Origin of the sequence: Halalkalirubrum salinum (genome assembly GCF_005543295.1) — an archaeon.
In the GTDB taxonomy this organism is placed as follows: domain Archaea; phylum Halobacteriota; class Halobacteria; order Halobacteriales; family Haloferacaceae; genus Halalkalirubrum; species Halalkalirubrum salinum.
This window is the reverse complement of the sequence record NZ_SRSG01000021.1, coordinates 1-24,829: the sequence shown is the minus strand read 5'-3', so window position 1 is coordinate 24,829 and position 24,829 is coordinate 1. Positions and strand designations below refer to the sequence as shown.

Genomic DNA, 24,829 nt, shown 5'->3' with positions numbered 1-24,829 from the left:
TTCGCAGCTGCCCGTACTTCCGAGGTTTACGGTTGCATCCAGCCGAGACCCCACGGTATTTGTCTCCGGCCCTCAGAGACCCGGTATGAACCGGACGCGCCGATCGATCCTCCGGGCGCTCGAAGCCGGTCCCGCATCGGGTCCTGATCTCGCAGCCGCGGCCGATATTTCGCGCGCTGCGGTCTGGAAACACGTCGAAGCGCTCCGCCAGCAGGGATTTTCGATCGACAGCACGGCCGATGGGTACGTCGTGACCGACACCCCAGAATACGGCTCCACAGCGGCGATCGAATACGGCCGTACCGCGCCGTACCAGGTGCGCTATTACGACGAACTCTCCAGTACGAACCAACGCGCTCGCGAACTCGCCGCGGAAGGGGCCGAGAACATCGCCGTGGTTGCCGGTCGACAGACTAACAGTCGGGGCCGACTCGATCGACCCTGGCAGTCGCCTGACGGCGCGGTCTCGCTGTCGATCCTCTTGCGGCCCGATCGTCCCCCGGCACACGCGCCGCTGTTTACCCTCGCGGCCGCAGTGGCGACCGTCGACGTCGCACGCTCACTCGGCGTTGACGCCGCAATCAAATGGCCAAACGACGTGATCGTTCCCGAGAATCCCGACGCAGGCTACGGCGGCCGAAAGCTCTGTGGCATCCTCACAGAAATGGAAGGTGAGGCCGATCGCATCTCCTGGCTTGTCGTTGGGATTGGACTGAACGCCGACATAGACGCGGCTGAGCTTCCCGACAACGCGACGAGTATTCGGTCGGAGATCGACGGACCGGTCGATCGGGGTGAGACTGTTCGGGCGATGCTTGCGGCGTTTGATCAACAGATTACTACTCTCGACTCAGTGTTGGACGCGTGGCGCGATCGATCGGTCACGCTCGGCATGCCTGTCCGCGTCGAGACCCACACCGACACTATCACTGGAATCGCCGAAGACATCGTCATGCCCGGGGCATTACAGATTGATACTGGTGAGGGCATCGAGACCGTCCACGCGGGCGACTGTGAACACCTCCGGCCGAACGATCGGCACAACGATAGCCTGTGACTCTTGGGACGCCTGCCGTTTTCACTTGTTGGTCTCGATAGCCTCGGCTCAATCCGACTGGACCTCGCCGGTCGCGCTTGGCACCGCGGCAGCGCCGTTGCCATCGACACGAACAGTCAAGACGGGCACGTTTGCGCTTCGGACGACTTTTTCCGTCACACTACCCAAAAGCAGTCTGTCGATCCCACCGCGGCCGTGTGTCCCCATAACGATCAGGTCACAATTAGCTTCTTCTGCGTACGTGACGATTTGCTTGCTCGGGGCACCGTCGACGATCGCTGATTCGACGTCGAGCCCGGCGTCAGCTGCGAGCTCTCGGACCGAGTCGACGGCGCTCTCGGCGTCCGATCGGAGTAATTCGTCAACGCCCTCCCAGGATGACTCCATCGGCAAGCCCGCGTATCTCGCGGTGTTGACGACGTACACGGTGTGCAGCGTCGCCTTGTGGACGACGGCCAGATCTATGGCGTGCTCGACTGCCCGCCGCCCTTCGTCGGATCCGTCCGTCGGGACCAGAATCCGATCGTATAGTGGCATGATATCTCATGACACGGTTTGGTCGCAGCCGACTTAACTCTTCGCGCGACGGTGGTAACAACTAATCGACGTCTCCACCACGGTTGAACTGGCCTACCGGAGCCGAGCGATCGTTCGATCGCCCTGTTCTTCGATTTGCACAAGGCCGTCATCCACAAGATCCGAGAGAATCCCTCGAAGCCACTCTCTGCCGTGTTCACCGTCGGGAGTGTAGTCAACACGAATCCGATGTCCAAGCGTATCTAACTCCATTGTGTCGTGTTCACCGAGCAGCCGAACCACACGGCCGCGGAACTGTCGACGGCTCCCTTCGAAGCTCGGCTGTGTGGGGACGTCGGGTGCGGTGAAATCGCCGGTCTGGTAGGCGTGACACCACTCGCGCCACGGACAGCCTGCCTCGTCACATCGCGGCGTCTTCCCACAGGCGACACCGCCGAGCTCCATGATCGCATTGTTCCATACGCGCGACTTGCCTGTGGGCATCAGGTCTGCTGCGGCCTGTTCAAACGCTGCGTCCGAGTCCTCGACACCGAACGCGCGGTACAACACCCGCTTTACGTTCGTGTCGACGACCGCGTTGCCGTTGTTGAACGCGAAGGATGCCACTGCGTTAGCAGTGTACGGTCCGACGCCCATCAGCGATTGTAGCTCCTCGGGCGATCGCGGAAACTCGCCGTCGAACTCCTCGAGTACTTGTTGGGCAGCCTCATGCAGGTACTTTGCGCGATTGTTGTACCCGAGGCTGTGATCGCTCCAGAAGGCGACGACCGCCGATCGATCGGCCGCCGCAAGCGCCTCGATGGTCGGCCACTCATCCAGAAAGTCTTTCCAGGCGGAGACGACGCGATCGAGCTGGGTTTGTTGGCTCATCACCTCTGAGACGAGGATTGCATATGGGTCGTCGGTCTCACGCCACGGATATTCACGATGATCGGCTTCGTACCACTTGATCAGCGCTCGTTGTACGGCCGACTGATCTGACGGGAGGGGCGACTGCTCCGACTCGTCTGCCATTAAGAGCGGTACCGGCTCGGTCGGTTTAGGCGTGCTGATCAGTCTCGTTCCACAAGCCGTTTGCGTCCCGGCGCGTATCCCCAGCTATGGGATTGGACGAACTCAACGACGATGTACAGGACGCATACTCAGCGCTCGACGATGAACTGAGCGTTGACCTCGATCGGGAGACAAAGACGGAACTCGCGATGCTTCAGGCAGTGTTCGACCACGAGGGGCCCGACGATATCGTCGCGCGGGCGATTCACCAGCTCTTCCGACTGTCGGTCGACACGGCCGATCTCGACTTTCACCTCCGAACGACCTACGACGTAACTTACGACGAATATCTCGCAGGAATGACCTACGAGGAGATGACCGGCGGATCGAATCTTCCCTCGCTCGACGAAAACAATCGATACCGGATGTGAGCCCTCTCGACAGCGATCGGTCGAGATCTGTCACTTACTGTGATCGCGCTCACTCACACGGCATCATCGATCGCCGCGAGAAGCAACTGCGCGCCGAGGTTGATCTCACGCGCGGTCACGTCGAGGGGCGGTAACACTCTGATCACGTTGTGTCCACAGGACAAAACCAGCAGTCCGCGTTGTAAGGCTGCCTTTTGCACGGTGTCGCGGCGTTCTTTCGAGTCAAACTCTACGGCGAGCATCAACCCCTTCCCGCGGACGTCGGTCACGCCCGGTGGAGCAGCGTCTTCGAAGTGCTCGCGGAACTGCCGCCCGCGATCGACCGCGTTTGACAGCAGGTCGTGCTCCTCTATCGCGTCGATCGTCAATGCGCCCTGCAGTGAGGCGATGATGTCGCCGGCACCCCACGTCGAAGACAGCCGGCTTCGCTCTTCTGGGAATACGTCCGATCGTGAGATTGTCGCGCCGACGCGCAGCGCCTTTGCAGACGTGATCACATCCGGCTCAATCGGGTAGTGGTCTGCACCCCACATCTTTCCGGTCCGACCCAGCCCCGACTGAATCTCGTCAGCGATCAGCGTGATGTCGTGTTCATCAACGAGCGCGGCGATCTCGCTCATGAAGGTCTCACTTGGGAACCGGTAGCCGCCTTCGCCCTGTATCGGCTCCATAATGATGTAGGCGACCTCCTCGGGATTGATGTACCCGCGCTCTGGATCAAGTTTTCGACGGAGCCTCGACTCCCCGCCAGCAAAAAAGCCACACGAACACGTTTCGGCGCTACAGTTTCGGTCCTCACAGAAGGGAACGTCCTGAACGGATGGAATCTCCGGGAATCGTCGGCGATAGACTTCCTTCGATCGGTTCAACGACAGTGCGCCGAGGGTTCGTCCATGAAACGCACCCTCGAACGTGAGTGCGTACTTCGCGCCGCCGCTTTCATCGTAGGCGATCTTGATCGCGTTCTCAACAGCCTCCGCGCCGGAGTTCGACAGAAACACTGTGTCCATGTCATATGCGTCGGTGATATCGACGAGTCGCTGCATGAGCGCGGTTGGTCCCGGGAGCGGGTTGTCTTCGGGCGGCTGACCACTCGATACGTAGAAGTCCTGCCCAGCAATTTTTAGTGGATCAACCAGATCGAATTCCCTGAGGCGATCCATGATCTTTGGGTTATTGTAGCCCAGCGGCGCAGCAGCGACGTGGCTCGTGAAATCTAAGAGCACGTTCCCGTCGATGTCGGTACAAAACGGCCCTTCCGCGTCGCCAGAGAGATCCCAGACAAACTCGTAGACGTACGTACTCGGCGCGGCGACCGATCCGTGGCTTTCGACCCATTTCGATGCCTTTTCGCCCGGTATCGATCGGACTGATGGCTCCGCCGTCTCTCGGTTCATGTCTCCGCTACAGCCGCAGGCGTGATAAATTGTTATATCTGCTTACGCCTTGAACAAATATTGCGTGACCGGGTGTGTCGATCGACAGCTACTCTGCGATCAGCGCGTCGATATATTGTGCTTCCCACTCTGTGCGTGCCTCAATTTCTCGGCGACCGCGCCGCGTCATAATATACTTATTCGTCCGCCGGTCTTGTTCTCCCTTCTCGACTAACCCTTTGTTTACGAGGGTATCGAGGTTTGGATACAGTCGCCCGTGGTGAATCTCTTTTTCGTAATACTCTTCAAGCTCTTCTTTGATCGCTAGTCCGTGCGGTTCCTCAAGCCCAGCAATCACGTACAAGAGATCCCGCTGAAACCCTGTCAAGTCGTGCATCGGTAATATCCGCTTATTCGTTAGATCCGCATATTATTAAGTATATCGAACCAACTATATGTCACGACAGACCGTCTGTGGGTGATGATTTCGATCGGTTTCAGAAGTTAATGTATCAATACTGGAAAGTACTAAAAGCTGAATTGATTATCAACATGATTCTCAGGTGTGTCGACAGCTATTCAGTAGTCGCTATTATTATGTTGACGCCACTCGTACGCTAAGACATGCCTGAAGAAACCCTGTTTGTCACTGAATCTGACGAAGATCGTGAGACGATCGCTGCCTATCTTCGAACGGTCGCCGACAAGCTCGACTCCGGCGAGCCGATTACACTTAGCGCAGGCAACGAAGACGTCACGCTCGAGATCCCTGCACGACCCACGTTCGAGGTTAAAGCCGAGCGTGAAACTGGCTCGTCGGGCGCGGAACTCTCTGTTGAGTTTGAACTCGAATGGGACGAAAATGGAGACGGTGAACCGACACGCGGTGGATCGCTCTCTATCGAATAGGTACTTGAAAAGGAAAGCAAGCCACGCGAAACTCGCGTGGATGCTTGCCGCCCTGAATTGGTCCCCGCTGACGCTTCGGCCCTCCAGATCGAAGCGTCAATTGGTCATATCTGAGCAATTGTATTAAACGTAACGGGTTTTACGAACTGCACAGTCAAATTGTCACCGATACAGTAACTACACTTGTCTGTACTCACATGTGTTCCTCTTCGAGCACCCATCCAAGGGCACGCTTGTAGTGGGTAAACATCGCTTTGACGCCTTCGTGGCTCATCTCTTCGTCTGCTAACTCTTCGGCGAGGAACTCGTATTGCGCTCGAATTTCGGATTCGTCTCGCATATTCGCTATTCGTATTCGAGGCCGATATGTGCTCGGACAGCGTTGGGATGGTGACTACTCCCACGACTGAAGTCGTAGGCTTTCTCTTCAAGCCCCTGTAAACTCCGACAGAAGTTTGCGATCCGTGAAGGACCAACCTAACACTCATGATCAACCGTTCGGAATCTCGTGGCGAAATCTGCCATATTCGGCCGTTTCACTGCCTCTATTGGTCGCCGTATGCTAACTCATCTCAGGATAATACTATAACCCTCCAGACGTTACTCTTGTTCGCCTATGAAAAAACAGGAGCTCATTCACCTGCACGGTCTTCTTTCGGAAGTACGAAACCAGTGCGAAGCGTGGGAAGGCGAATTCGACCTGACCGCATACGAGACAATGGGAGTAAAGCCGACATCGATCCACAAATCGAAAACAGACCACAAAGCTGCCGTGTTTAAACTCGCAGAAGGAATTACCGGATCAATGGAGGAGGCATACTCCGAAGCCGAACCCGTTGCCCCGACTGCGGACTAAAATTTCTACGACATCCCCAAGTGCCACGTATTCTCGAGCGATAGCGCTAGCATGCGTCGGGTTGTAAAACGCGCTGGTGTGTGGTCTGTGTGGTCTGCTCAGGAAGTAGCCGTTCGACTATAGTAACGTTTGCAACTCTTTGCACCAAGCACCTCGAAAAGAAGTCTAAGAGAGAGTGAATCAGCGGTTCTTAAATCGAAGTGAGAACATCATTGCAAACGCTACTATAGCTCACTCAATCATATCGTCGACATCTGGGAGCATATCGTCATCCGCTGGTTCGGATGCCTCATCAGATTGCTCGTCAGCGTTGTCGTCTTTGTCATCCGGGATTTCTTCGACCAATAATACCTTCAGCGGAATATTGTGCAGTCGCTGGCCGATCTCTTTTCGGGCGATCCGTAAAGCGTGCTCATCGCGCTCGACATTGAACACCGTCATCTCGAGTTCCAACGCAACGAGTGCCTCGTCCGCGGCGATGAACGCCGGCGGGAGCTCCTCGCCGCCGGGGGTCGTTCGTGAGCCCATGGTTATTTCAACGTAGTTCAAATCTGGGTTGAGCATTTCGCCGGTCTTCGAAATTGCGATGCGGACGGCCTCGTCCGTGGTCTCCACGTCGTACACCGGCACGGCTGCTTCTACGACGACTCGGCAGTCCATTGTGCTTATAGATATCACACCAACTGGTATGAAACTTCTCCCGTTCGGCTCAACTAACGAACCTCATATGTGTGGCTGCCTTGGAGCCAGTCACTCCCCGCCGTTGCGAAGGTGGTGGAACACGTACGTCTGTACGTAGCCGGCGTATTTGCCGCCGAAGCGATCGCGAATCGATCTCGAGGTTTCTGCGTAGCTACCACACGCACAGTCAGGATAGTAGTCGGCGATCGCCGTCTGGATCCACGTATCGAGCGGAACCGGTTCGGTAAACCCAAGCGAGAACAACAACACGCAGTCGGCGACCTTCTCGCCGACCCCGACGAACTGCGTGAGGTACTCGCGAGCATCCTCGTAGGGGAGCGACGCGGCGTCCCGCGGATCGGCCTCCCCTCCGGCGACCATCTCGGCAGTTCGTTGGATGTACGGAGCTCGATAGCCAAGGCTGAGGCCGCGTAGTTCGGCCTCAGTTCTGGCGGCGATCGACTCGGGCGTCGGGTAGGCGTAATACGTCTGTCCGTCCATTTCGACGGCCATTCCGTACGTCTCTCTGAGCGATCGCTGCATGCCGTGGATTCGCGATACGCGCATTTGCGCCGAGCAAATGAACGAAATCAGACTTGGGAACGCGGGATCGCGGACGAGCCGCATGCCGGGGTACCGATCGAACGCGCGCGTGATCATCGGATCAGCCGGAACCGCCCTCTCGATCGCGTCCAGATCGTCGTCTAACCGGAGAATATGGGTGAGTATCGAAACCGCGTCTGTCGTCGACTCCCACTCGAGTCGATCGTGGTGTTGGCGGACGCGAACGACGGCTGGCTCCTCGGTGACGCCGTGAATTGGCGAAACGACTGTCTCGTACCACGCGGTCCCACCATGGACGTCAGATTCGGTGTACATCTGGCCATCTGGGCGATCCCAGAGGTAGCTCTGACCACTTTCGACCGTTGACTGCAGATCAAAGTCGCCAGCCAGCTCGTCGATCAGGATCTCCCCGCATTCCATCGTTTGGTTTCAAGTGTTCTTGACGTATTCGGCTTTCGAAATCGGTGTTGAGGGCCTGTATCGGCTCACTCGGTTGCGGCCCGCCCGATCGCCCCTGCGAGTACACTCGCCGCGGCCGTACAGTCCGCCCAGTCGGTGTATTCACGGGGATTGTGTGAGATGCCGTCTCGCGACGGCGCAAACAACAACGCTGCGTCGGTCACGTCTGCAATGTACATCGTGTCGTGGGCCGCCCCAGAATGGAGGTCGATCGCACCAATCTCCAGTGCCTCCGCGGCATCGTGGGCGAAGGTCCGGAGGCGATCGCTCATCGGCCGCGGCTGGAGGTCAAACGGACGTTCGATCGCTGTTTCGACGCCGCGTTCGCGCTCGATTTGATCCAGCGTTTCCTTCGTCGTCTCGACCAACGACTCTATTGACGCGTACCGCACGTCGCGGATGTCGACGCCAAGTGAGACTTCCCCGGGGACAACGTTCGTCGCATTCGGCGACACAGACAACGATCCGACTGTGCCAACTGCGGATTCGCTTTCGTCGGCGACGAGTTGGTTCGCTGCGGACTCGACGGCCAACACCACTTCAGCGGCCGCTGCAAGTGCGTCGGTTCGATCGCCCATCGGCGTCGCGCCGGCGTGGTTCGCCTCACCAGCGATCGACACGTGACAGTGAGCGATTCCGGTAATCGTCGTCACAACGCCAACTGGTACGTCGGCCGTTTCGAGCACGGTATCCTGTTCAACGTGAAGTTCGAACCACCCATCCCACCCCGCTGGGTCAATGAGCCCTGTCCCGTCGTAACCAATTTCTGTCAACGCCTCTCGGAGGGTCGTCCCTTCGTGGTCGGTCAGCGCCAGTGCCCCCTCGACGGAGCGATCGCCCACGGCAACAGACGAACCGAGCAACCCGTCGCTGAAGCGTTGGCCTTCTTCTTCGGTGAACGAGACCACATCGATCGGACGGGCTGGCTCAATCTCTGCGTCCTGTAGCGTTCGCACCGCCTCAAGCGCTGCGTAGACACCGAGCGGGCCGTCGAAGATCCCGCCCTCGGGTACCGAATCCAAATGGCTCCCCGCCGCGATCGGGTCGGCGTCCGGATCTGTGGAGTCGGGACACCACCGTCCAGTGATGTTGCCGATCGCATCGATCGTGACGTCGAGGCCGGCGTCGTCGAGCCGCGAGACAAAATAGTCGCGGGCCGATTTATTCGCCGGTGTCCCCGCGAGGACGGTTCGGCCGCGACCCGATTCTGCTTCGATCGCGCCGAACGACGCGGTGGTCTCGATGTCGGTTTTGAGTCGATCGTGGTCCGCCTGTAGTGAAGAGAGCGCGTCCATACGGTCCCAATAGCGGCCAGGATTATTGGTGTTCGCGTGTCGGCACTCGTCGATCGCGCAGTGCTGATCAGGTGGTCGATGGCCACTCAGCGATCGCTCTGTGCGGATTAGCTGTTTGATGGCCACTCAGCGACTGCGTCGTCGCGTGAGTTCGGCGAGTCGGTCGGCGATCGCTCGATCGAAGCCTTCCTCGGTACAGCGCCATTTCCAATTGCCCTCGAGGCTTCCAGGCGTGTTGTACCGTGCCTCCGAGCCCAAGCCGAGCAGGTCCCACATCGGTGTGATCGCGATCACGGCCGCAGAGTCCCATACCGCGTCGATCATCGACCACGCGATATCGTTCCCCCCCGTGCCAAGATTGTAGTGCAGACACTCTCGCTGTCTGGCCCCGAGCGTCTCATAGTAGCCGACGACGGTGTTCGTGTCGTGTGTCGAGGTGTAAGCGACGACGTTCTCGGGGTATTCGATCGGCTGGTGCATGGACCCCTGTTGACACCAATCGGCGTACAACGGAACGCGCATTCCGGGCAGATCGAACTGATCCATCAGCGCGAACAGTTCTTCGTCGGGGAAGCCGAGATCTTCGGCAATAAACGGCACGCGACCGAGTTCGTCTGCAACCGTCTCGAAGAAGGCTGCGCCGGGGCCATCGCGCCACTCGCCGTCGCCGGCGTTGTCCGACGCTGCTGGAATCGCCCAATACTCGTGAAAACCCTGGAAGTGGTCCAGACGGGTAACGTCGACGAGGTCGAACAGCCGCCGGATGCGATCGAGCCACCAACCGTACTCCGATTCTGCCAGCCGATCCCAGTCGTACAACGGATTTCCCCATCGCTGGCCGTCGTCGCCGGGATTCGGCGGCACACCGGCCACAGCGGTCGGTTGGTTGTTTTCGTCGAGTTGGAATGCCGCTGGATTCGCCCACACATCCACACTGTCGAGGCCGACGTAAATCGGGACGTCTCCGACGAACTCGATCCCGCGATCGGCCGCGTACTCGCGAAGCGCCGCCCACTGACGGTCAAACCAGTACTGTGTCACGATGTGATAGCGGCGCTCCGCGGCGAGTTCCTCGCGTGCGTCCTCCATTGCCCCCTGGAAGCGGAGTCGATATTCCTCGGGCCACTCGGGCCAGGGTTGGCTGTCGAAGCGCGATTTGAGTACCATGTACGTCGCGTACTCGTCGACCCACTGGTTCTCCTCGACGAACGCATCGATTGCGTTCAGTTCGTCCTCGCTAGCCGCCTCGTCGAACCGTGATACTGCGCTGGCGAGCAGTGGCTCTTTGTAGGCTTCTACGGCATCGTAGTCAACGCTATGGGGATCGAACTCCGGAGATCCGAGTTCGTCGTTCTCGAGCCATCCTCGCTCGACGAGGTCGTGGAGATCGATGAAAAGCGGGTTGCCCGCGAACGCGGAATACGACTGGTACGGGGAGTTTCCTAACCCTGGATCCGTAGGTCCGAGCGGGCAGAACTGCCAGTAGGTTTGGTCGGCTAACGCCAGAAAGTCGACGAACGACCGTGCGCCTGCACCGAGATCGCCGATACCGTGCTCGCTCGGCAATGAGGCTACGTGCAAAAATATACCGCTCGATCGAGTGAATGCCATACAGGCCCCACGTGGCGCAGTATTGTCAAACCTTCCGATCGAACGACACACATCCACGGGCGCGATCGCTCGGGAGAGTAGAAAACACCCGGAGGGCCACTGTGTAGCCGACCGGGCGCGTAGCCGGGTGACCCGGGCAAAGTCACCCAGCGATCGACGGTCCGGGCAGAACCGTCGAGGCGGCCGCTTAGGTAGTCCAAACGACCTAAATGCCGGTATGTCAGAGGCACCCCGGCAAATATATAATTACAGGCCACCCTCTTGAATCCACCTGTTATTCGATTGTCACTCATATGCTCACGGTCTGCGTTCCGTCGATCGGATTCGGCCGGTGTGTAGACCTCACCGACTGACCGCGTCGGCAACCCGCTCGATCGGATGGGCTGGCTTTTCGGTCGCGCCCGGCTTGTCGACGAGTTGGGTTCGACACGATGCACCGGGAGCAACGACCTCATCGCCTTCACTCGCATCAACCTGATCGTACAGGATTGATCCGATCGCGCGGCTCATCTCGCGGTGTTCGGCCTCGTAGCCGAACGAGCCAGCCATGCCACAACAGGTCGAATCGAGGGGATCGACCGCGTAGCCCGCCCGTCTGAGCACACCGACGGCGTGGTGATCCTTCTTTGTCGACTTCTGGTGGCAGTGGCCGTGGTAGGTGAGGGATCGATCGGCTGCCGAGGCGTCAAAGCTAATGTGCTCGTCGAGTCGGAAGGCGTCAACATACTCCAACACGCCGTAGCTGTTCGCCGCCAGTGCCGTGACGTCGGCACCAGAGAGGAGATCGAGATAATCTGACTGAAACATGACCGCATCTGAGGGCTCGTTGACGACGATATCGTAGCCATCCTCAACGAGTGGTGCGAGAATGTCGACGTTCCGACGGGCGGTTTCTTTTGCGATATCGATGAAGCCCTTCGAGTATGGGGGGCGACCCGAATCGGTGATTCGTTCGTTGGGCAGCCGTACGTGCACGTCGGCTGCTTCGAGCACCCGCACCGCTGCCTTGCCTGCCACCGGTCGGTTGTAGTTCGTATACGTATCGGGGAACAGGACCACACTGCGGCGGGCATCCTCGCGATCGATCGCCGCGCCGCCGCGCGCGTCGAACCAGTCGATGAATGTTTTCCGGTGGAACTCCGGCAGCGTGCGGTCTGCCGCGATACCAACCGTCTTTTCGATGATCGCCCGCGAGCCGGGCAGCTTTGGGGCGGCGTTGGCGATCGGCGCAAACGTGCTCCCGAGCCCTGCTAGCGTGTCAAAATTCGCGAACAACTTATCACGGAGCGACGATCCGTGTTCTTCGTGGTGGGCGTGGGTTACCTCCGCTTTCAGCTTCGCCATGTCGACGCCGCTCGGGCAGTCTTTCATACAGCCCTTACAGCTCACACAGAGATCGAGCACCTCCGATTTGAACTCCTCAGACAGTAGCTCTTCTTCGGGGAGTTCGCCGCTCATCGCCTGTCGGAGCATGTTCGCGCGCCCGCGAGTTGATTGGATCTCCTCGTGGCTCGCCCGGTAGGTCGGACACATTACCCCGCCGACGGTGTCCTGATCGCCTCGACATCCGCCGCAGCCGTGACACAGCTCGGCCATTCCCTGGTAGGCGTTTTCGTTCTCCCAGTTGAGTGCGGTGTCGAAGCCCGTGTCGAACTCGTAGTCTGGATCGAACCGGAGATTTTCGGCCATCTCGTGGTCGCCGCAGACGTTCCCCGGGTTGAGAATCCAGTCGGGATCGTACGCGCGTTTGAACTCACGAAACGCTTCCCAGAGCTCGTCGCCGTAGAGCTTGCGGTTCCACTGGGTTCGCGCGCGGCCGTCGCCGTGTTCGCCCGAAACGGATCCGCCGTACTTGACGACGAGGTCTGTCACCGCGTCGGCGATCGACTCGAACGTTTCGACCCCCTCGGCTGTCTTCGTGTTCACAAGCGGACGGATGTGTAACACGCCCGGCCCCGCGTGGGCGTAGTAGCTCGCAAATGTATCGTGGCCATCCAACACGTCTTGGAACTCCGAGACGTACGCCGGGAGATTCTCCGCGGGAATCGCCGTGTCTTCGATGTAGGCAATATGTTTCTCGTCGCTCGTCCGTGATAGAAGAATTGGGAGCCCGGACTTTCGCATCTTCCAGAACTTCGCTTTCGTCTCCTCGTCGTAGGCCTCCATCGCGTCGATCGCGACGATCGCGTCGTCGGTTCGCTCGGCGGCCCGCTCGCCAGGAGTTCCGGCTGGATCGACCGACGGCACCCGATCGGCCAACAGATCTGCGACCTGCTGTCTGCCGTGCTCTGCATCGTCGGCGTAGAACTCAACGAGCAACACCGAATCGGTATTTTCGGGCAGAAGCGACACAACGTCTTCGAACTCCGCTGTGTCGGCTGCAAGTCCCAACAGTACGTCGTCCATCACCTCAACAGCCGCGGGGTCGTGTTCGAGGATCGGCGCGACGTCAGAGAGCGCGTCGATGATGTCTGGATACGTCAAGAGTGCGACAGCGGTTGTCTCCGGAACCGGCTCCAACGAGACCGTTGCCTCGGTGACGATCGCGAGCGTTCCCTCGCTGCCGGCGAGCAATCGCGCGAGGTTAACGGTCCCTGGTTGGCTGTCGGGGTCGATCCCGGAGTTGTCCGGAAGTCGTTTTTTCCCTTCGAGTTCGTCGAGTAGCATGTCGAAGTTGTATCCCGAGACGTTCCGTTTGAGATCGGGGTATCGATCGCGTATCTCCTCGGCGTGGTCGTCGACGACCGACACCACCGCGGCGTAGATCCGCGGCAACAGCGAATCGGCGTCGGGATCGGCCGCTTCGCGGATCGTTTCGATATCGGTCTCGCCGAACTCGGTGACCGTCCCGTCAGCCAGGACTGCTTCGACGGACTCGACGTAGTAGTCGGTCTTGCCGTATTTTAGTGAGTGCGCGCCGGTAGAGTTGTTCCCTATTGCCCCACCGATGGCACTTCTGTCGCCCCACGCGGGATCAGGAGCGAACTTCAGCCCGTGGGGACCGAGTTCGGCGTTGAGCTCGCCGAGTCGAGTCCCGGCCTCGGCGGTTGCGGTCGCGCTGTCGGGATCGATGTCGACGACGGAATCCATATAGCGGGTAAAATCGAGTACGACAGCCTCGCTGACGGTCTGCCCCGCGAGACTCGTTCCGCCGCCGCGCGGCAATACTGGGATCTCTCGTTCAGCGCAGTAGGCGACAACGTTCGAGACGTCGGCGGTCGACTTGGGCATGACGACGCCGATCGGGGTCGCCTCGTACGCCGAGGCGTCTGTCGCGTACAGCTGTTTACTGTAGCTGTCGAAGCGAACGTCGCCGTCGACGCGCGCTTCGAGCGCAGCCACGAGGTCCGGGCGATCGACCTGCTCGCTCACGTAGTTGTACGATCCGTCACCGTCCGACGGATCCGTGTCCGCCGGGATGCTCGGTGATGACATAGCTCCCTGTTGGACAGGTCGTACATAAATTCTCCTGGTCGCTCTTCAGACGTGAGAATGTCAGTACTTCTACCGGGATACGTTTGTCAACTGTCGTGCCGCCAGACATCTATCTCGGCGATATCGACGATCGTGATCGCAACCTGTCGCTTTCGTCTGACGTCCGTCATCTGACCACGAACCCTTATTAGCTAACGCTTCGACCACATGTGTATGAGTGAATCTGTGGACGAGATTACGGCGCTGGTCGGCCGTGAAGTGTACTCAAACAATGGGGTATTCGTCGGTGAAATTGAGGACGTCCGATTGAATCTTGATCAACAGTCAGTCACTGGCCTCGCGCTCGGAGAACTAAACAGTGAACTTTTCGCAGGCACAGTCCAACCCGAAAACGGTGTTATCCTCCCGTACCGATGGGTCCGGGCAGTCGGAGACGTGGTCCTCGTTAACGATATTATCGAACGATTGAAAGAGCCTGACGAGACCGAAGAAGTCGTCGCCTGAGCAGGTCGTACCGTCAAGAGCCGTTTGTCGACTCCGTCGATCCATCGGCACCCATCGCCACGAAGAGCTTTCGTCTAACCGCCTCTTCGGTGAGCGAAAGCAGTGTATCCCGGTTGTCTTCGCTCGTTTCGATACCCGTGAAGATCCCAAGCGGAATTTCGACACTACCCTGCGTCGAGTGGCCGGCCGCTTCGCCAATGCCATCGAATGCATCCTCGAGCACGTTGCCAATGTTGATGCGGATGTCCTTCGATCGCGCCGCGACGTAAATTGTGTCGTCAGCAATTCCAAACACTGCGGACGTCGTAATTCCCTCAAGATTGAGCAGGTGTTGGGCTGCTTGGTTCAGGGCTTCACGGTTTCTGATAAAACCCGCCGTCGAAAACAGGTGGCTCCCCTGGACTTTCCGGTTTTGGATCGCCTCGGCGAGCACATCAAGCGTTTCGGGCGACATCGACGGCGATTCGACTTGTTCTAGTGTATCGTGGTTCGCAAATGGGTGGAGGTACGCTGCGGCGGTCAGGTCCGCTGGTGTCGTATCCCGCTTGAAATCCAACGTCTCAGCCCGAATTCCGTACAAGAGTGCGGTTGCGACGGCTTCTTCAGGGCTGAGATCAAATTCTTGGAGGTACTTTGTTAGAATTGTCGAGGTCGAGGAGACATTGGTGCGGATGTCGATAAACGTGGCCTCGATCGAGGTTTCTGGTTCGACGTGATCGATAAAAATGTCGATCGGGATATCGTCGTCGATCTCACCGGTGTTCATATTATCAACGAGCGCGACGACGTCATACGACGAGAGGTCACCCGCCTCTGCCCGTGAGTGCAACTCGATCCCGAGGAGGTTGACGAATGCCCTATTTTCTTGATGGCCAATATCACCCTCGTAGACGATATCTGATTCGACATCGAACGTTGCTGCGATCGCCTGGAGGGCGGTTGCGCTGGCGATAGAGTCTGGATCGGGACTGTCGTGAGTCAACACTGCCATTTTCCCGTCGGCTGTTTCGAGGATGTCTGCGAGCTGTCTGGCTTTATACTGGCGCTCGCCGGATTCGAGGCTGCGCAGCGCGGATTCGGAGATGACTGTCGAAGGATTGATGACGACGTCTGCGCCGAGGTTTCTGAGTTCGTCTTCACTGACCGGGTCGGAAGCACGGACGACAATATACTGATCACCGCCGCGCTCGCGAATTGCCGACACGGCCGCTTTGTTCGCCTCGACACTGGAAGCGAGGATCAATACGATGTCGCGATCTTCGATCACCGTATACACATCTGGGTCGGTGATATCTTGCACGCGGGCGTCGAGATCTTGATCTCGAAGCGCCTCTACCCGGCTTTCATCTTTGTCGAGGATCAACACATCGTTGCCACTTGAGGAGAGTTCCTCTGCGACTGCGTGGCCGACGCTCCCACAGCCGAGAATGGCGTACGATGATTGCGACGATCCAGTTGCCCCAGCACTCATTCGTCTCACACTGTGATCCCGCGACACTTAACCACGTTCGTTTTGGTGACCTCCTTGGACGATCGAGAAGGAAACGCCTTTTATTCCCTCCCGTGTAGCGGTGAGTAAGGGCTGGTAGCTCAGTCAGGGAGAGCGACGGACTCTTAATCCGTCGGTCGCGTGTTCAAATCGCGCCCAGCCCGCTTTTGCTCCGAACACTTACGCGAGGAGTCAAACGGCTACCGATTTGAACGCAGCGAGCGAAACGATCGAGAGCGAGTGGAGCGATCGAGTGTTCAAATCGCGCCCAGCCCGCTCCCGAAACGAGTGTAACTCGTGTCGTGGCTTTTTATACAGTGCCGCTTCGATTCCTTCTATGGCCGCCATACAGTTGGACGGCGTCACGAAGCGCTTCGGATCGGTCACCGCCCTCCAGGACGTCGATCTCACGGTCGAGTCCGGCGAGATATTCGGCTTTTTAGGGCCGAATGGGGCCGGAAAATCGACAACGATCGATATCCTCTTGGATTTCGTTCGCCCGACGACCGGTTCGGCGACAGTACTCGGTCACGATGCACAAGCCGAGAGCGTTGCGGTCCGATCGAAGACTGGCGTCTTGCCCGACGGCTATCACGTCTACGATCGCCTCACGGGACGGCAACACGTTGCGTTCGCGGTCAACTCAAAGAATGGTAACGAACGGCCGATTGACCTTCTTGAACGCGTTGGCATTGCCGATGCCGCTGACAGACGCGCCGGCGATTACTCGAAAGGGATGACCCAGCGACTCGTGCTCGCGATGGCGCTGGCAGGTGCGCCCGAACTGCTCATTCTCGATGAACCCTCGACCGGGCTGGATCCAAACGGCGCGCGTGAAATGCGTGACATCATCCGCGAAGAGGCCGATCGCGGCGCGACGATCTTCTTTTCGAGCCATATCCTCGAACAGGTCGAGTCGGTCTGCGATCGTGTCGGAATCCTCAACGATGGACAGGTTGTCGCCGTCAATACGATCGGAGGGCTCAGAACTGCACTTAAAACGGACTCTCGGTTGGAGGTTACGCTCGCATCACCTGATGACGGCGCGATCGATGCCGCCCGAGCGGTCTCAGGCGTTTCCTCTGTCGTCCGTGACGGGGCTGTCGTCTCGATTGCAGTCACGCGCGAGGCAAAGGTCGACGCAATTCGCGCGATTGACGAGGCAGGGTACTCGATTGTCGATTTCACTACCGAAGAGTCCTCACTCGAGGAGTTGTTTGCGGCGTTCACCGGCGACGGGGAAGCGGCCTCCCAGCCAGAGGCCCATATTGCGGCCTCGGAGGTGGCCGAATGAGTTGGGCAGCGGTCGCTCGAAAAGACTTCGACGACGCGGTCCAGTCACGAACAATCTGGGCGTTGTCGGGATTTTTTATTCTTCTTGCGATCGGCCTCACCTACGCGTACGCTGAGGTCCCACTGCTGGCTGGGGGCGAGGGAACGATCGGCGGCCTCGTGTTCTTTTTAGCCGGCATCGTTGGGACCTTTGTTTCCGTGACGGCTCTCGTGCTCTGTTATCGGTCGATCGCTGGCGAAGCTGAGCTTGGCAGTATGAAGCTGTTGCTCTCGCTACCACACTCGCGATCGGACGTCCTGTTGGGCAAGGTTATCGGCCGGACCGGGGTGTTGGCACTCCCGTTGAGCATTGGGCTTGGGATTGGGCTCGCGATGGGCATCCTCATGATTGGCCGCGGAAGCGTGCAGCCGGCGATCGTCTTTCTCCTGTGGACATTCGTGTTTGCGCTTGCGTATGTCAGCATCATCGTCGGTCTCTCGGCGCTGACGGGGTCGACGACCCGAGCGGCGGCGCTCTCGATCGGATTCTTCCTGCTATTTGAGTTCCTCTGGGACGTCGTTCCGTTCGTGGTGTTATTTGTCGTTTCGGGCTTTTCGATTCCAACGAGTCAGCCGGATTGGTATCCGCTTTTGGGACAGCTCTCTCCGAGTGACGCGTACGTGAGCGGACTCACAGCGTTGCTTCCAGATGTTGCCCGCGGGACTGGACAGCCGATTCCGGGCAGCGGTGTCGACGCGTTCTACGCCGACCCCGCGGTTGGCATCGTCATTCTGTTTGCGTGGCTCTGTATCCCGCTCGCGATCGGCTATACTGCGTTCTCTCGTTCGGATCTCTGAAGCACTCTGCACGCTGCTGCACTGATCTGTGCGGCATACGAATCGAAACTCCTTTTGAACCGTTTCGCAGAGATCCGGTGTGAACGACGATCGGCGACAGTTCTTGACGCTCTATCTCACTCGGTTCGCCGAGGGCTTTGGGTTCATCACGCTGATCACGCTGTTGCCGACCTACATCAACGTCCTCGATCCCGCTGCGACGACGATTTTCGGAATTACGATCAGCGCGGGCTTCATCATCGGGATGTACACGACTGGGTTTACGCTTGCACAGACTGCTGCAGTGATCCCGATCGCGTGGGTTGGCGATCGTTTCGACAAACGGACCGTCCTCGTCGGAAGCTTACTGTTGGCCGTCGTGGCATACCTTGTATTTCCGCTCGTCAACTCCAGTGGGACGTTTATTGCTGCCCGAGCGCTCCAGGGCATTGCGGTCACTGGTGCGGGGCTGATGTCACTGTCGCTCGTCGGACAACTCGCTGACTACCGATCGCGGGCAAAACACATCGGCCGGGCGAATGCCGCGAGCTTCGCCGCGTCGATCGTCGGTAGTCTTTCGGCGGGGTTTCTGTACGATCGATTCGGCTTCGAGCCAATCTTTATGCTCATCGTACTTGTCACACTCGTGGCGACGATCGGTCTCGGTGCGTTTCTTCCCGCGGACAAAACCCGGGTGCGAGGCTTTCCGTTCTCCGATCTTGCAGTGAATCGAAAGATTCTGACGATCACCAGTTTCCGCGCACAGTATGCATTGTCAGTTACCATGGTCCGGACGTGGGTGCCGATTTACGCCGGAACAACCGCCGCCGCAGGCGGACTCGGCGTCGCCTCTCTCGCGGTTGCGGTAACAGTTACAGCTGAGAAGTTCACCAATATGCTCGGCCAGTTATTCACCGGTCGACTGTCGGATACGTATGGCCGATCGCGCTTCGTCTTCGCCGGCGGCGGCGCGTACGGACTTGTGGCTGTACTCATCCCGTTCTCTCCCGCGATTGGGGCTGCTATAGGCGCGCCCACCACGTTTCCGCTGCTCGGTGCGTTTCCGCCAGCGTTCCTCCCGCTCGTGGGGTTTTCGGCGCTGTTAGGGATTGTCGACTCGTTCCGCGAACCCGCGAGTATGGCGCTGTTCGCGGATGAGGGAACTGAGGAGGGCGGCGTCGCGTCCTCGTTCGGTATTCGGGAACTGGTCTGGCGCCCCGGTAGCGTCCTCGGGCCGTTGCTTGGCGGCTGGCTCATGGTCGAGGTGAGTATGGGATCCGTGTTTTATGTTGGTGGTGCGTTCGCGATCACCGGAGCGATCGCTTTCCTCGCGATTCTCGTTCGCTATCACGGTCGGCATGCGCTCGATGCGTGGTAGCTGTGCGCACCGTTTGACGCGGTAGTCACTGCATCCACCGGTAGCGGACTCACCACGTCTGTTTTAGGTTATGTGAAAAATTGTTTTTCGAGTGGAAACTATAAGTTAGTCGAGTGCGTATGTTAGGATGCAATGAGTACTCAAAAGTCCGCACGTCGCGCGAAAGGTTCAGTCGAAGAGAATGCTCTCCGACTCGAGACCGACAAGGCAGAGCAGATTATCGACGCACTAAACGCCGACCTCGCTGACGCGTACGTCCTGTATCATCAGCTTCACAAGCACCACTGGAACGTCGAGGGTGCTGAGTTCCACGATATTCACGTGTTCCTTCAAGAGGTCTACGAGGACGTCGAAGCGGCTGCAGACGAACTCGCTGAGCGGGCCCAGGCGCTGGGCGGCATTCCGCACGCGAGCATGGACGCACTCTCAGAGGCCGCGACTGTCGAAGCCGAGGATGAAGATGTCTACGACATCCGAACGTCGCTCGCAAACGACGTTGAGATGATGGGTGACATCATCGAGAGCTACCGCCAGCACATCGAACTCGCCGAGAATCTCGGTGACTACGCGACTGGTCAGATACTCCGAGAACAGATCGAAACGATCGAAGAACACGCCCACCACATCGCACACTACCTCGAAGACGACACGCTCGTCACCGAGTCGGCGATGAACTGAACTCCGCGAATAAACCGTTAGACGACGTCGGGCGCGCGCTCGTCAGTGGCTCCCGGAACTTCGATCTCAATTTCTAGTTCTTCTTCGCCGACACCTTCGTAGTCGATCTCGACCTCGATCGGTTCGCCGAAGGCGAACGGCAGCTCCCACCCTTCGTCGACGATCGTCAGCTCTGAGTCGTCTTTGAGCTGTGTTCCAAGCTTGATCAGGAACTCCCCGACCGCTTCAGCGCTGAGACGGTACTCTGTCTCGAAATCCCGACCTGCTCGGATAACTGCTCGATCTGTCTTTTCGTCTGTCGTCTCGGGCTCTGTGGATGGTGCGTCCTCCATACCCTTGACTTAGGCGGCCCTAAAAATAAATACCGCGGTTCAGATCCGTCGACAGAGGTGATCCCTGACGGCTCGTTTGGACTCCCTGCAGATCGACACTACTCGGCATACTGTTGTCAACACGGGGTACTGGGTGTCGGAACTGCCATATAGGTATCCAAGTACCGCTTGATGTGTCAGCCCTGCGGCGGCGTTGTGGCTCGTTGTCGTCTGTATCGTCGACTGTCTGTTGGCTGCGATCGCTTCACACTGATCCTCAAGTTCGGAAAGTTCCTCGTGGAGCGATCTAAGCTCAGAAAATGTACACCCCAGCAGCGATCGATTGTTCGCCTCAGCGATCTGTGACAGTATCAGCGCTACTTCGGTCTGCGCGTGATCGAGCGACTCGCGCTCAGTTTCGATCGCGCGTTGTAGTACCCGCGTCTCGGTACGAAGCCCCTGTGTTTCCGTCAGCACGGCTCGTTTTATTGGTGGCGTAAATTGGGTGTCTGTCCGCTCTGACAGCGCCAACGCCACCGCTTCACCGAGCTCTTCGCGGATCGTGAGGATCAGTGGCTCAGACTTGTCGATGTCCGCGGTACTCTGTGGAGCCACCGTTTCGGCAAACGCTTCCCGAACTGCCGTGCATCCCCTGGAGTGATTGCCGTGAGATGCGCTCGTGTGCAGCGAGGTAGCCCCTGCCATTGCCTGGGCGGTCCCTGCGGACGACGATGTCGGAGTGATCGCCTCGACGCGAGATCGAAACTGGCCGATCGCTTTGGCCTTCGCGTTCACTGCTGTCTGCTCACGTTCGGCCCGCTCTCTCGCTCGCTGAATAGGCTGCTCGATCGCGACCAGCGGGTGTTCCATATATTTCGGCTAGCCTAATTCTACAAAGGTGTTTCGAATTTTAGGCGTGCCAAAAATATCTACACGTGCTCGATGCGTAGCTCTGTGTCCAGCGGCGGTTCGATGAGTGCCTGCCGAACTGTTTCGGTGCTCGCGTCTGTCTCAGCCGCGTTTTCCATCAGCACGGTTTCACTGGGAAACAGCGTTTCTCCGAGAATAAGTCCGTATTCACGGGCAGTTGCTCCCGTCATCGTCAGATACACCCCGAGCCCGGTTTCGGCGATTGCGCGCTCCTCTTCGGCCTCATCAGTGGGGTAGACGAATGATGTCCCGTCAGTTGCACGAGTTCCGAGGATCGCTGAGACGAGCCGTTCGTACCGCGGCGAGATACAAAGCGGCCCTTCGTAGTCGGCGACGAACGATCGATCGAGCGTCTCACCAGGGCCCAGTAGTTCTGGTCTCGCCATCAATGCGTGATACACCGTATCGCCGAGGCCTGCGACGACCCGGACATCGGTGTCGCGCGGGTTGATACGCGCATTGACGTCTGCGAGCGTTGCAACTCCTTCCTCACGAAGCGTCACGACCTCTTCTAACACGAGGTCTGCGCTGTCGAATCCGAGTGCAAACTCGTGGGTTCTGAGCGCGCGGAACGGTTCTTCTCGACCGACCAGTCGAACGTCGATCCCTTTGACTGTGAGGGTCACGCTGTCGAAGACGATCCGTCGGGGATACCCGTCTCGGTCGTCGCGCAACAACGTATACTCTGGGGCGCTTGGCTCTGTGGGATCGCTGTAGGCTGTGAGCCGATCATATGGCCCACGATTGGTGGATTGGTGACCTTTCGTCAGCGCCTTCTCGTACTGTAGCGTCGAAATAATCTCGTCCGCAAGTGACTCGTGGCCTGTGACGATCGCGATCCGTTCGAGCACAGCCTCGAGAGGTCGGCCCTTTCTGGGCACCGCGATCGCAACCGTTCGACTCATTAGCTCGAATGACTGCCCACACGAGTAAACCGATTCCGTTTCGTGTCGCTACTGTTCTGTGTCCTCAGCGGTGTCGTCCATTGATGGTCCGTTACCCATGAATACGCCGCTGAGCCGCTCACGGAATTCTTCGACGGTCTCGACGTCGTCTTCGAGGTCGTCGATCCGTCGCTGCAACGAGCGAACCGTCGAGTGATCTGCTTTCTCGTCGATCTGTTCGAGCGCCGCTGTCGCATCCGAGAGCTCCGATCGGAGCGACTCGGCAACTGCTGAAAGCTCCTCCTCCAGCGCGGTAACATCTGATTCGACACTGTTGACTGCCTCGTGGAGCCCGCCAACATCTGCTTCGATCGATTCGACGGTCGATTCGACTTCGCCAACGGCACGTTCGACTCGATCGGCGGTAGCTGCGGCTTCGCCAGCAGTCGTTGCTGTCTCGGTCAATTCGGTCTCAACGTCGTCGATCGCCTCAGCTGTCGCGTCGATCGTGGATTCGACGGTCTCGACGTCCTCTGCCACGGTGCCGATTTCGTCGAAGGCGTCCTCGAGATCATCGCCCAGCGTCTTGACCGACGAATCAAGCGTGTCGACGTCTTCGATCAGCGATCCAAGGTCGTCGTCAACACCGTTGATTTGCGCTGTTGTGTCGGTGAGATCGGCTTCGAGAGTGTCGACCCGATCGGCCGTCGACTCGGCAGTCGTTTTCACCGATCTAATGTCCCCTGACAGTGCCTCGCGTTCGTCTGCGGCATCGGAAACGTCGATCGTAAGATCGTCGACTGTCTCTTCGAGCGCATCGAGACCGTTGTCGACCTGAGCCAATAACTCGTCGGCAGTCCCATTTTCGTCGATGAATGACTCGAGTGCCTCGCTGTAGGCTGCAAACGTCTCGACCTGTGATTGGAGCCGGCTGAGACGAACCTCGACGCTTCGGGGGACGTCAGTTCCGAGTTCTTTTTTAAGCAGCGCCATGTCCTCCTCGGAGACATTGTCGTTTCTGATCTCTGCGGCGAGTACTGCGGCGATACCGCCCTGCACAGCGACTAGCGACGAACCGTCCTCGGGTGTGTGTGTATTTTCTGTTTTCACGTCGGCGGCGGGTTGTATCGGAATGTCATCTGACTCCTCATCAGATTCAGCCGTATCCTCATCAGTTTCAGCCGTATCCTCATCAGTTTCAGCCATCTCCCCAGCTGATCCAGCAGTACTGACGGCTGTCGCCTCACCATCAAGTTCGTCAGCGGTGGTCTCGGTAATTTCGTCCTCCTGCTCTACTGGCTCGCCAGGTGCACCATCTCCTGACACTGCGTCGGGTTCATCACCGTCTGGTGTTGTGTCGGATTCACCAGCGATTGCGTCAACCTCTCCGTGTTCGGCTAACGGATCGCTCTCGCCATGGTGTGCGTTCAACGGTTCCTCGCCATCATCATCTAACAGCCCATCTACCTCCCCCAGATCAGATTCGTCATCGCCGGTGGGATCTACACGCTGTTCAGGTTCCTCTTCCTGGTCGCCTTCGAGCGCTTCCTCTGCGTATGAGTCTTCATCCTCCGAGAGTGGATCCTCTGTCGTAGAAAGTGGATCGTCAGCTTCAGAACCCACAATGGGGTCATCCACATCTTCATCGATACCGGGGAGTGAGGACCGTTCTCCCGACAAGACATCGCGGATCAATTGGCTGTTATCCGGTCCGAGCACGCCTTCGATGTCTGCGGCTTCCTGTGTTTCGCGAGCGGCGACCTCTTTGATTTCGGGTTCAGTCAAGAACGTCGTCAGATCATCGCCGTCGTCTGCCCGGATGCCATACACTGTTTTGACAGATTCGCCGGGATCGAGGTCTCGTTCGAACTCGACACGGTGATCTTTGTACGCGGTCCAGCGATCGCTTTCGAACTCCGGGTGGAACCCAACCCGCTCCATCGGGAAGGATTCTGGGATCCGATCCGTCAGTCGAACGTGAACGCTCGTCGACGCGTTCGACTGGAGGGTAAACACGACCGCCGGGACCGGAAATTCTGTTGCGGTTACCGTTTTTTCAACGGTGACACCGTCGTTCGAGACTGTCAGTGACTCTTCGGTATCTGACCCCTGGCTCATGGATGTGCATTTCGCAGTAGTGACTTAAATGACTCGGGCCGGTTGTCGAAGCTGATATCTCCAGCCGACGATCAATTTCCCCGAGCACCCCGGACGGTGCGATCGTTTTGTCCCATCTCATAATCTCTATCTATACGGTTTCGAGGCAGAGTACCACGGGTTTCCGAAAACGTCCGTTTTCGGCTTTCGCAAATCTTTGATTTGCTCAACACCTGACCCGTGGG

General features: G+C 58.4%; 24 protein-coding genes and 1 tRNA gene. 10 read left to right on the top strand and 15 right to left on the bottom strand.

Annotation, left to right across the window (positions count from 1 at the left end):
• Positions 1 to 85: 85 nt before the first annotated feature.
• The gene (locus E5K03_RS08405; protein ID WP_138006412.1) at positions 86 to 1,057 is read left to right on the top strand and encodes a biotin--[acetyl-CoA-carboxylase] ligase; all 972 of its coding nucleotides are present in this window, start codon (positions 86 to 88) and stop codon (positions 1,055 to 1,057) included.
• Positions 1,058 to 1,105: 48 nt separating this feature from the next.
• On the opposite strand, the gene E5K03_RS08400 is transcribed toward E5K03_RS08405, so the two are convergent.
• Positions 1,106 to 1,594, bottom strand: a complete 489-nt coding sequence (locus tag E5K03_RS08400) for a universal stress protein (protein WP_138006410.1) — start codon at positions 1,592 to 1,594, stop codon at positions 1,106 to 1,108.
• Positions 1,595 to 1,687: 93 nt separating this feature from the next.
• A complete protein-coding gene (locus E5K03_RS08395; RefSeq protein WP_138006408.1) occupies positions 1,688 to 2,608 on the bottom strand; it encodes an A/G-specific adenine glycosylase in 921 nt (306 codons plus the stop codon).
• Between the two features lie 86 nt (positions 2,609 to 2,694).
• Here E5K03_RS08395 and E5K03_RS08390 point away from each other — a divergent pair, with 86 nt between their 5' ends.
• On the top strand, positions 2,695 to 3,018 hold the full coding sequence (locus E5K03_RS08390; RefSeq protein ID WP_138006406.1) for a hypothetical protein: 324 nt from the start codon (positions 2,695 to 2,697) through the stop codon (positions 3,016 to 3,018).
• Between the two features lie 53 nt (positions 3,019 to 3,071).
• Here E5K03_RS08390 and E5K03_RS08385 read toward each other — a convergent pair whose 3' ends face one another.
• On the bottom strand, positions 3,072 to 4,415 hold the full coding sequence (locus tag E5K03_RS08385) for a class-III pyridoxal-phosphate-dependent aminotransferase (RefSeq protein ID WP_138006404.1): 1,344 nt from the start codon (positions 4,413 to 4,415) through the stop codon (positions 3,072 to 3,074).
• 88 nt (positions 4,416 to 4,503) lie between these two features.
• A complete protein-coding gene (locus E5K03_RS08380; protein WP_138006402.1) occupies positions 4,504 to 4,791 on the bottom strand; it encodes a PadR family transcriptional regulator in 288 nt (95 codons plus the stop codon).
• Positions 4,792 to 5,018: 227 nt separating this feature from the next.
• Between E5K03_RS08380 and E5K03_RS08375 the strand changes: the two genes are divergently transcribed.
• Positions 5,019 to 5,303, top strand: coding sequence for an amphi-Trp domain-containing protein (locus E5K03_RS08375; RefSeq protein ID WP_138006401.1), 285 nt, complete (start codon positions 5,019 to 5,021; stop codon positions 5,301 to 5,303).
• A gap of 193 nt (positions 5,304 to 5,496) precedes the next feature.
• Here the strand turns inward: E5K03_RS08375 and E5K03_RS17180 are convergent, their stop codons facing one another.
• Positions 5,497 to 5,643 carry a hypothetical protein gene (locus E5K03_RS17180; RefSeq protein ID WP_171006640.1) on the bottom strand — a complete coding sequence of 49 codons (147 nt, stop codon included), beginning with the start codon at positions 5,641 to 5,643 and terminating at the stop codon, positions 5,497 to 5,499.
• A 276-nt stretch (positions 5,644 to 5,919) separates the two neighbouring features.
• On the opposite strand from E5K03_RS17180, the gene E5K03_RS08370 reads away from it, so the two are divergent.
• Complete coding sequence (locus E5K03_RS08370) at positions 5,920 to 6,159, top strand: UPF0058 family protein (protein WP_138006400.1); 240 nt, start codon at positions 5,920 to 5,922, stop codon at positions 6,157 to 6,159.
• Between the two features lie 231 nt (positions 6,160 to 6,390).
• Here E5K03_RS08370 and E5K03_RS08365 read toward each other — a convergent pair whose 3' ends face one another.
• The 5 genes from E5K03_RS08365 to E5K03_RS08345 form a co-directional block, all read right to left on the bottom strand.
• A complete protein-coding gene (locus tag E5K03_RS08365) occupies positions 6,391 to 6,819 on the bottom strand; it encodes a DUF555 domain-containing protein (protein WP_138006399.1) in 429 nt (142 codons plus the stop codon).
• Between the two features lie 90 nt (positions 6,820 to 6,909).
• Positions 6,910 to 7,824 (bottom strand): DNA-3-methyladenine glycosylase family protein, encoded by a 915-nt coding sequence (locus E5K03_RS08360; protein WP_138006397.1) that lies wholly within the window; start codon positions 7,822 to 7,824, stop codon positions 6,910 to 6,912.
• A 65-nt stretch (positions 7,825 to 7,889) separates the two neighbouring features.
• The gene (locus E5K03_RS08355) at positions 7,890 to 9,158 is read right to left on the bottom strand and encodes a M20 family metallo-hydrolase (RefSeq protein ID WP_138006395.1); all 1,269 of its coding nucleotides are present in this window, start codon (positions 9,156 to 9,158) and stop codon (positions 7,890 to 7,892) included.
• A gap of 126 nt (positions 9,159 to 9,284) precedes the next feature.
• Entirely contained in the window at positions 9,285 to 10,769 is a 1,485-nt protein-coding gene (malQ, locus tag E5K03_RS08350) for a 4-alpha-glucanotransferase (RefSeq protein ID WP_138006393.1), read from the bottom strand.
• A 342-nt stretch (positions 10,770 to 11,111) separates the two neighbouring features.
• Positions 11,112 to 14,204: an FAD-binding and (Fe-S)-binding domain-containing protein gene (locus E5K03_RS08345; protein ID WP_138006392.1), complete on the bottom strand. Its 3,093-nt coding sequence runs from the start codon at positions 14,202 to 14,204 to the stop codon at positions 11,112 to 11,114.
• Between the two features lie 213 nt (positions 14,205 to 14,417).
• Between E5K03_RS08345 and E5K03_RS08340 the strand changes: the two genes are divergently transcribed.
• The gene (locus tag E5K03_RS08340; RefSeq protein WP_138006390.1) at positions 14,418 to 14,708 is read left to right on the top strand and encodes a PRC-barrel domain-containing protein; all 291 of its coding nucleotides are present in this window, start codon (positions 14,418 to 14,420) and stop codon (positions 14,706 to 14,708) included.
• A gap of 13 nt (positions 14,709 to 14,721) precedes the next feature.
• Here E5K03_RS08340 and E5K03_RS08335 read toward each other — a convergent pair whose 3' ends face one another.
• On the bottom strand, positions 14,722 to 16,179 hold the full coding sequence (locus E5K03_RS08335) for a DHH family phosphoesterase (protein WP_138006388.1): 1,458 nt from the start codon (positions 16,177 to 16,179) through the stop codon (positions 14,722 to 14,724).
• 108 nt (positions 16,180 to 16,287) lie between these two features.
• On the opposite strand from E5K03_RS08335, the gene E5K03_RS08330 reads away from it, so the two are divergent.
• The 5 genes from E5K03_RS08330 to dpsA all read left to right on the top strand — a co-directional run bounded on the left by E5K03_RS08330 (position 16,288) and on the right by dpsA (position 20,362).
• Positions 16,288 to 16,361: transfer RNA gene (locus E5K03_RS08330), tRNA-Lys, on the top strand.
• A 173-nt stretch (positions 16,362 to 16,534) separates the two neighbouring features.
• Positions 16,535 to 17,491: an ABC transporter ATP-binding protein gene (locus tag E5K03_RS08325; RefSeq protein WP_138006387.1), complete on the top strand. Its 957-nt coding sequence runs from the start codon at positions 16,535 to 16,537 to the stop codon at positions 17,489 to 17,491.
• Entirely contained in the window at positions 17,488 to 18,327 is an 840-nt protein-coding gene (locus E5K03_RS08320; RefSeq protein ID WP_138006385.1) for an ABC transporter permease subunit, read from the top strand. The genes E5K03_RS08325 and E5K03_RS08320 overlap by 4 nt, the downstream gene beginning before the upstream one ends.
• A 79-nt stretch (positions 18,328 to 18,406) precedes the next feature.
• A complete protein-coding gene (locus E5K03_RS08315; RefSeq protein ID WP_138006383.1) occupies positions 18,407 to 19,684 on the top strand; it encodes an MFS transporter in 1,278 nt (425 codons plus the stop codon).
• A gap of 132 nt (positions 19,685 to 19,816) precedes the next feature.
• Positions 19,817 to 20,362 carry a DNA starvation/stationary phase protection protein DpsA gene (gene dpsA, locus E5K03_RS08310; protein WP_138006381.1) on the top strand — a complete coding sequence of 182 codons (546 nt, stop codon included), beginning with the start codon at positions 19,817 to 19,819 and terminating at the stop codon, positions 20,360 to 20,362.
• Between the two features lie 17 nt (positions 20,363 to 20,379).
• Here the strand turns inward: dpsA and E5K03_RS08305 are convergent, their stop codons facing one another.
• Genes E5K03_RS08305 through E5K03_RS08290 form a run of 4 tightly spaced genes read right to left on the bottom strand, consistent with a single transcriptional unit; the run spans position 20,380 to position 24,605 of the window.
• Positions 20,380 to 20,694: an amphi-Trp domain-containing protein gene (locus E5K03_RS08305; RefSeq protein WP_138006379.1), complete on the bottom strand. Its 315-nt coding sequence runs from the start codon at positions 20,692 to 20,694 to the stop codon at positions 20,380 to 20,382.
• A gap of 39 nt (positions 20,695 to 20,733) precedes the next feature.
• Positions 20,734 to 21,543: a DUF7260 family protein gene (locus E5K03_RS08300; RefSeq protein WP_138006377.1), complete on the bottom strand. Its 810-nt coding sequence runs from the start codon at positions 21,541 to 21,543 to the stop codon at positions 20,734 to 20,736.
• Positions 21,544 to 21,602: 59 nt separating this feature from the next.
• Positions 21,603 to 22,508, bottom strand: coding sequence for a hypothetical protein (locus E5K03_RS08295; protein ID WP_138006376.1), 906 nt, complete (start codon positions 22,506 to 22,508; stop codon positions 21,603 to 21,605).
• Between the two features lie 48 nt (positions 22,509 to 22,556).
• Entirely contained in the window at positions 22,557 to 24,605 is a 2,049-nt protein-coding gene (locus tag E5K03_RS08290; RefSeq protein WP_138006374.1) for a hypothetical protein, read from the bottom strand.
• Between the last annotated feature and the right edge of the window lie 224 nt (positions 24,606 to 24,829).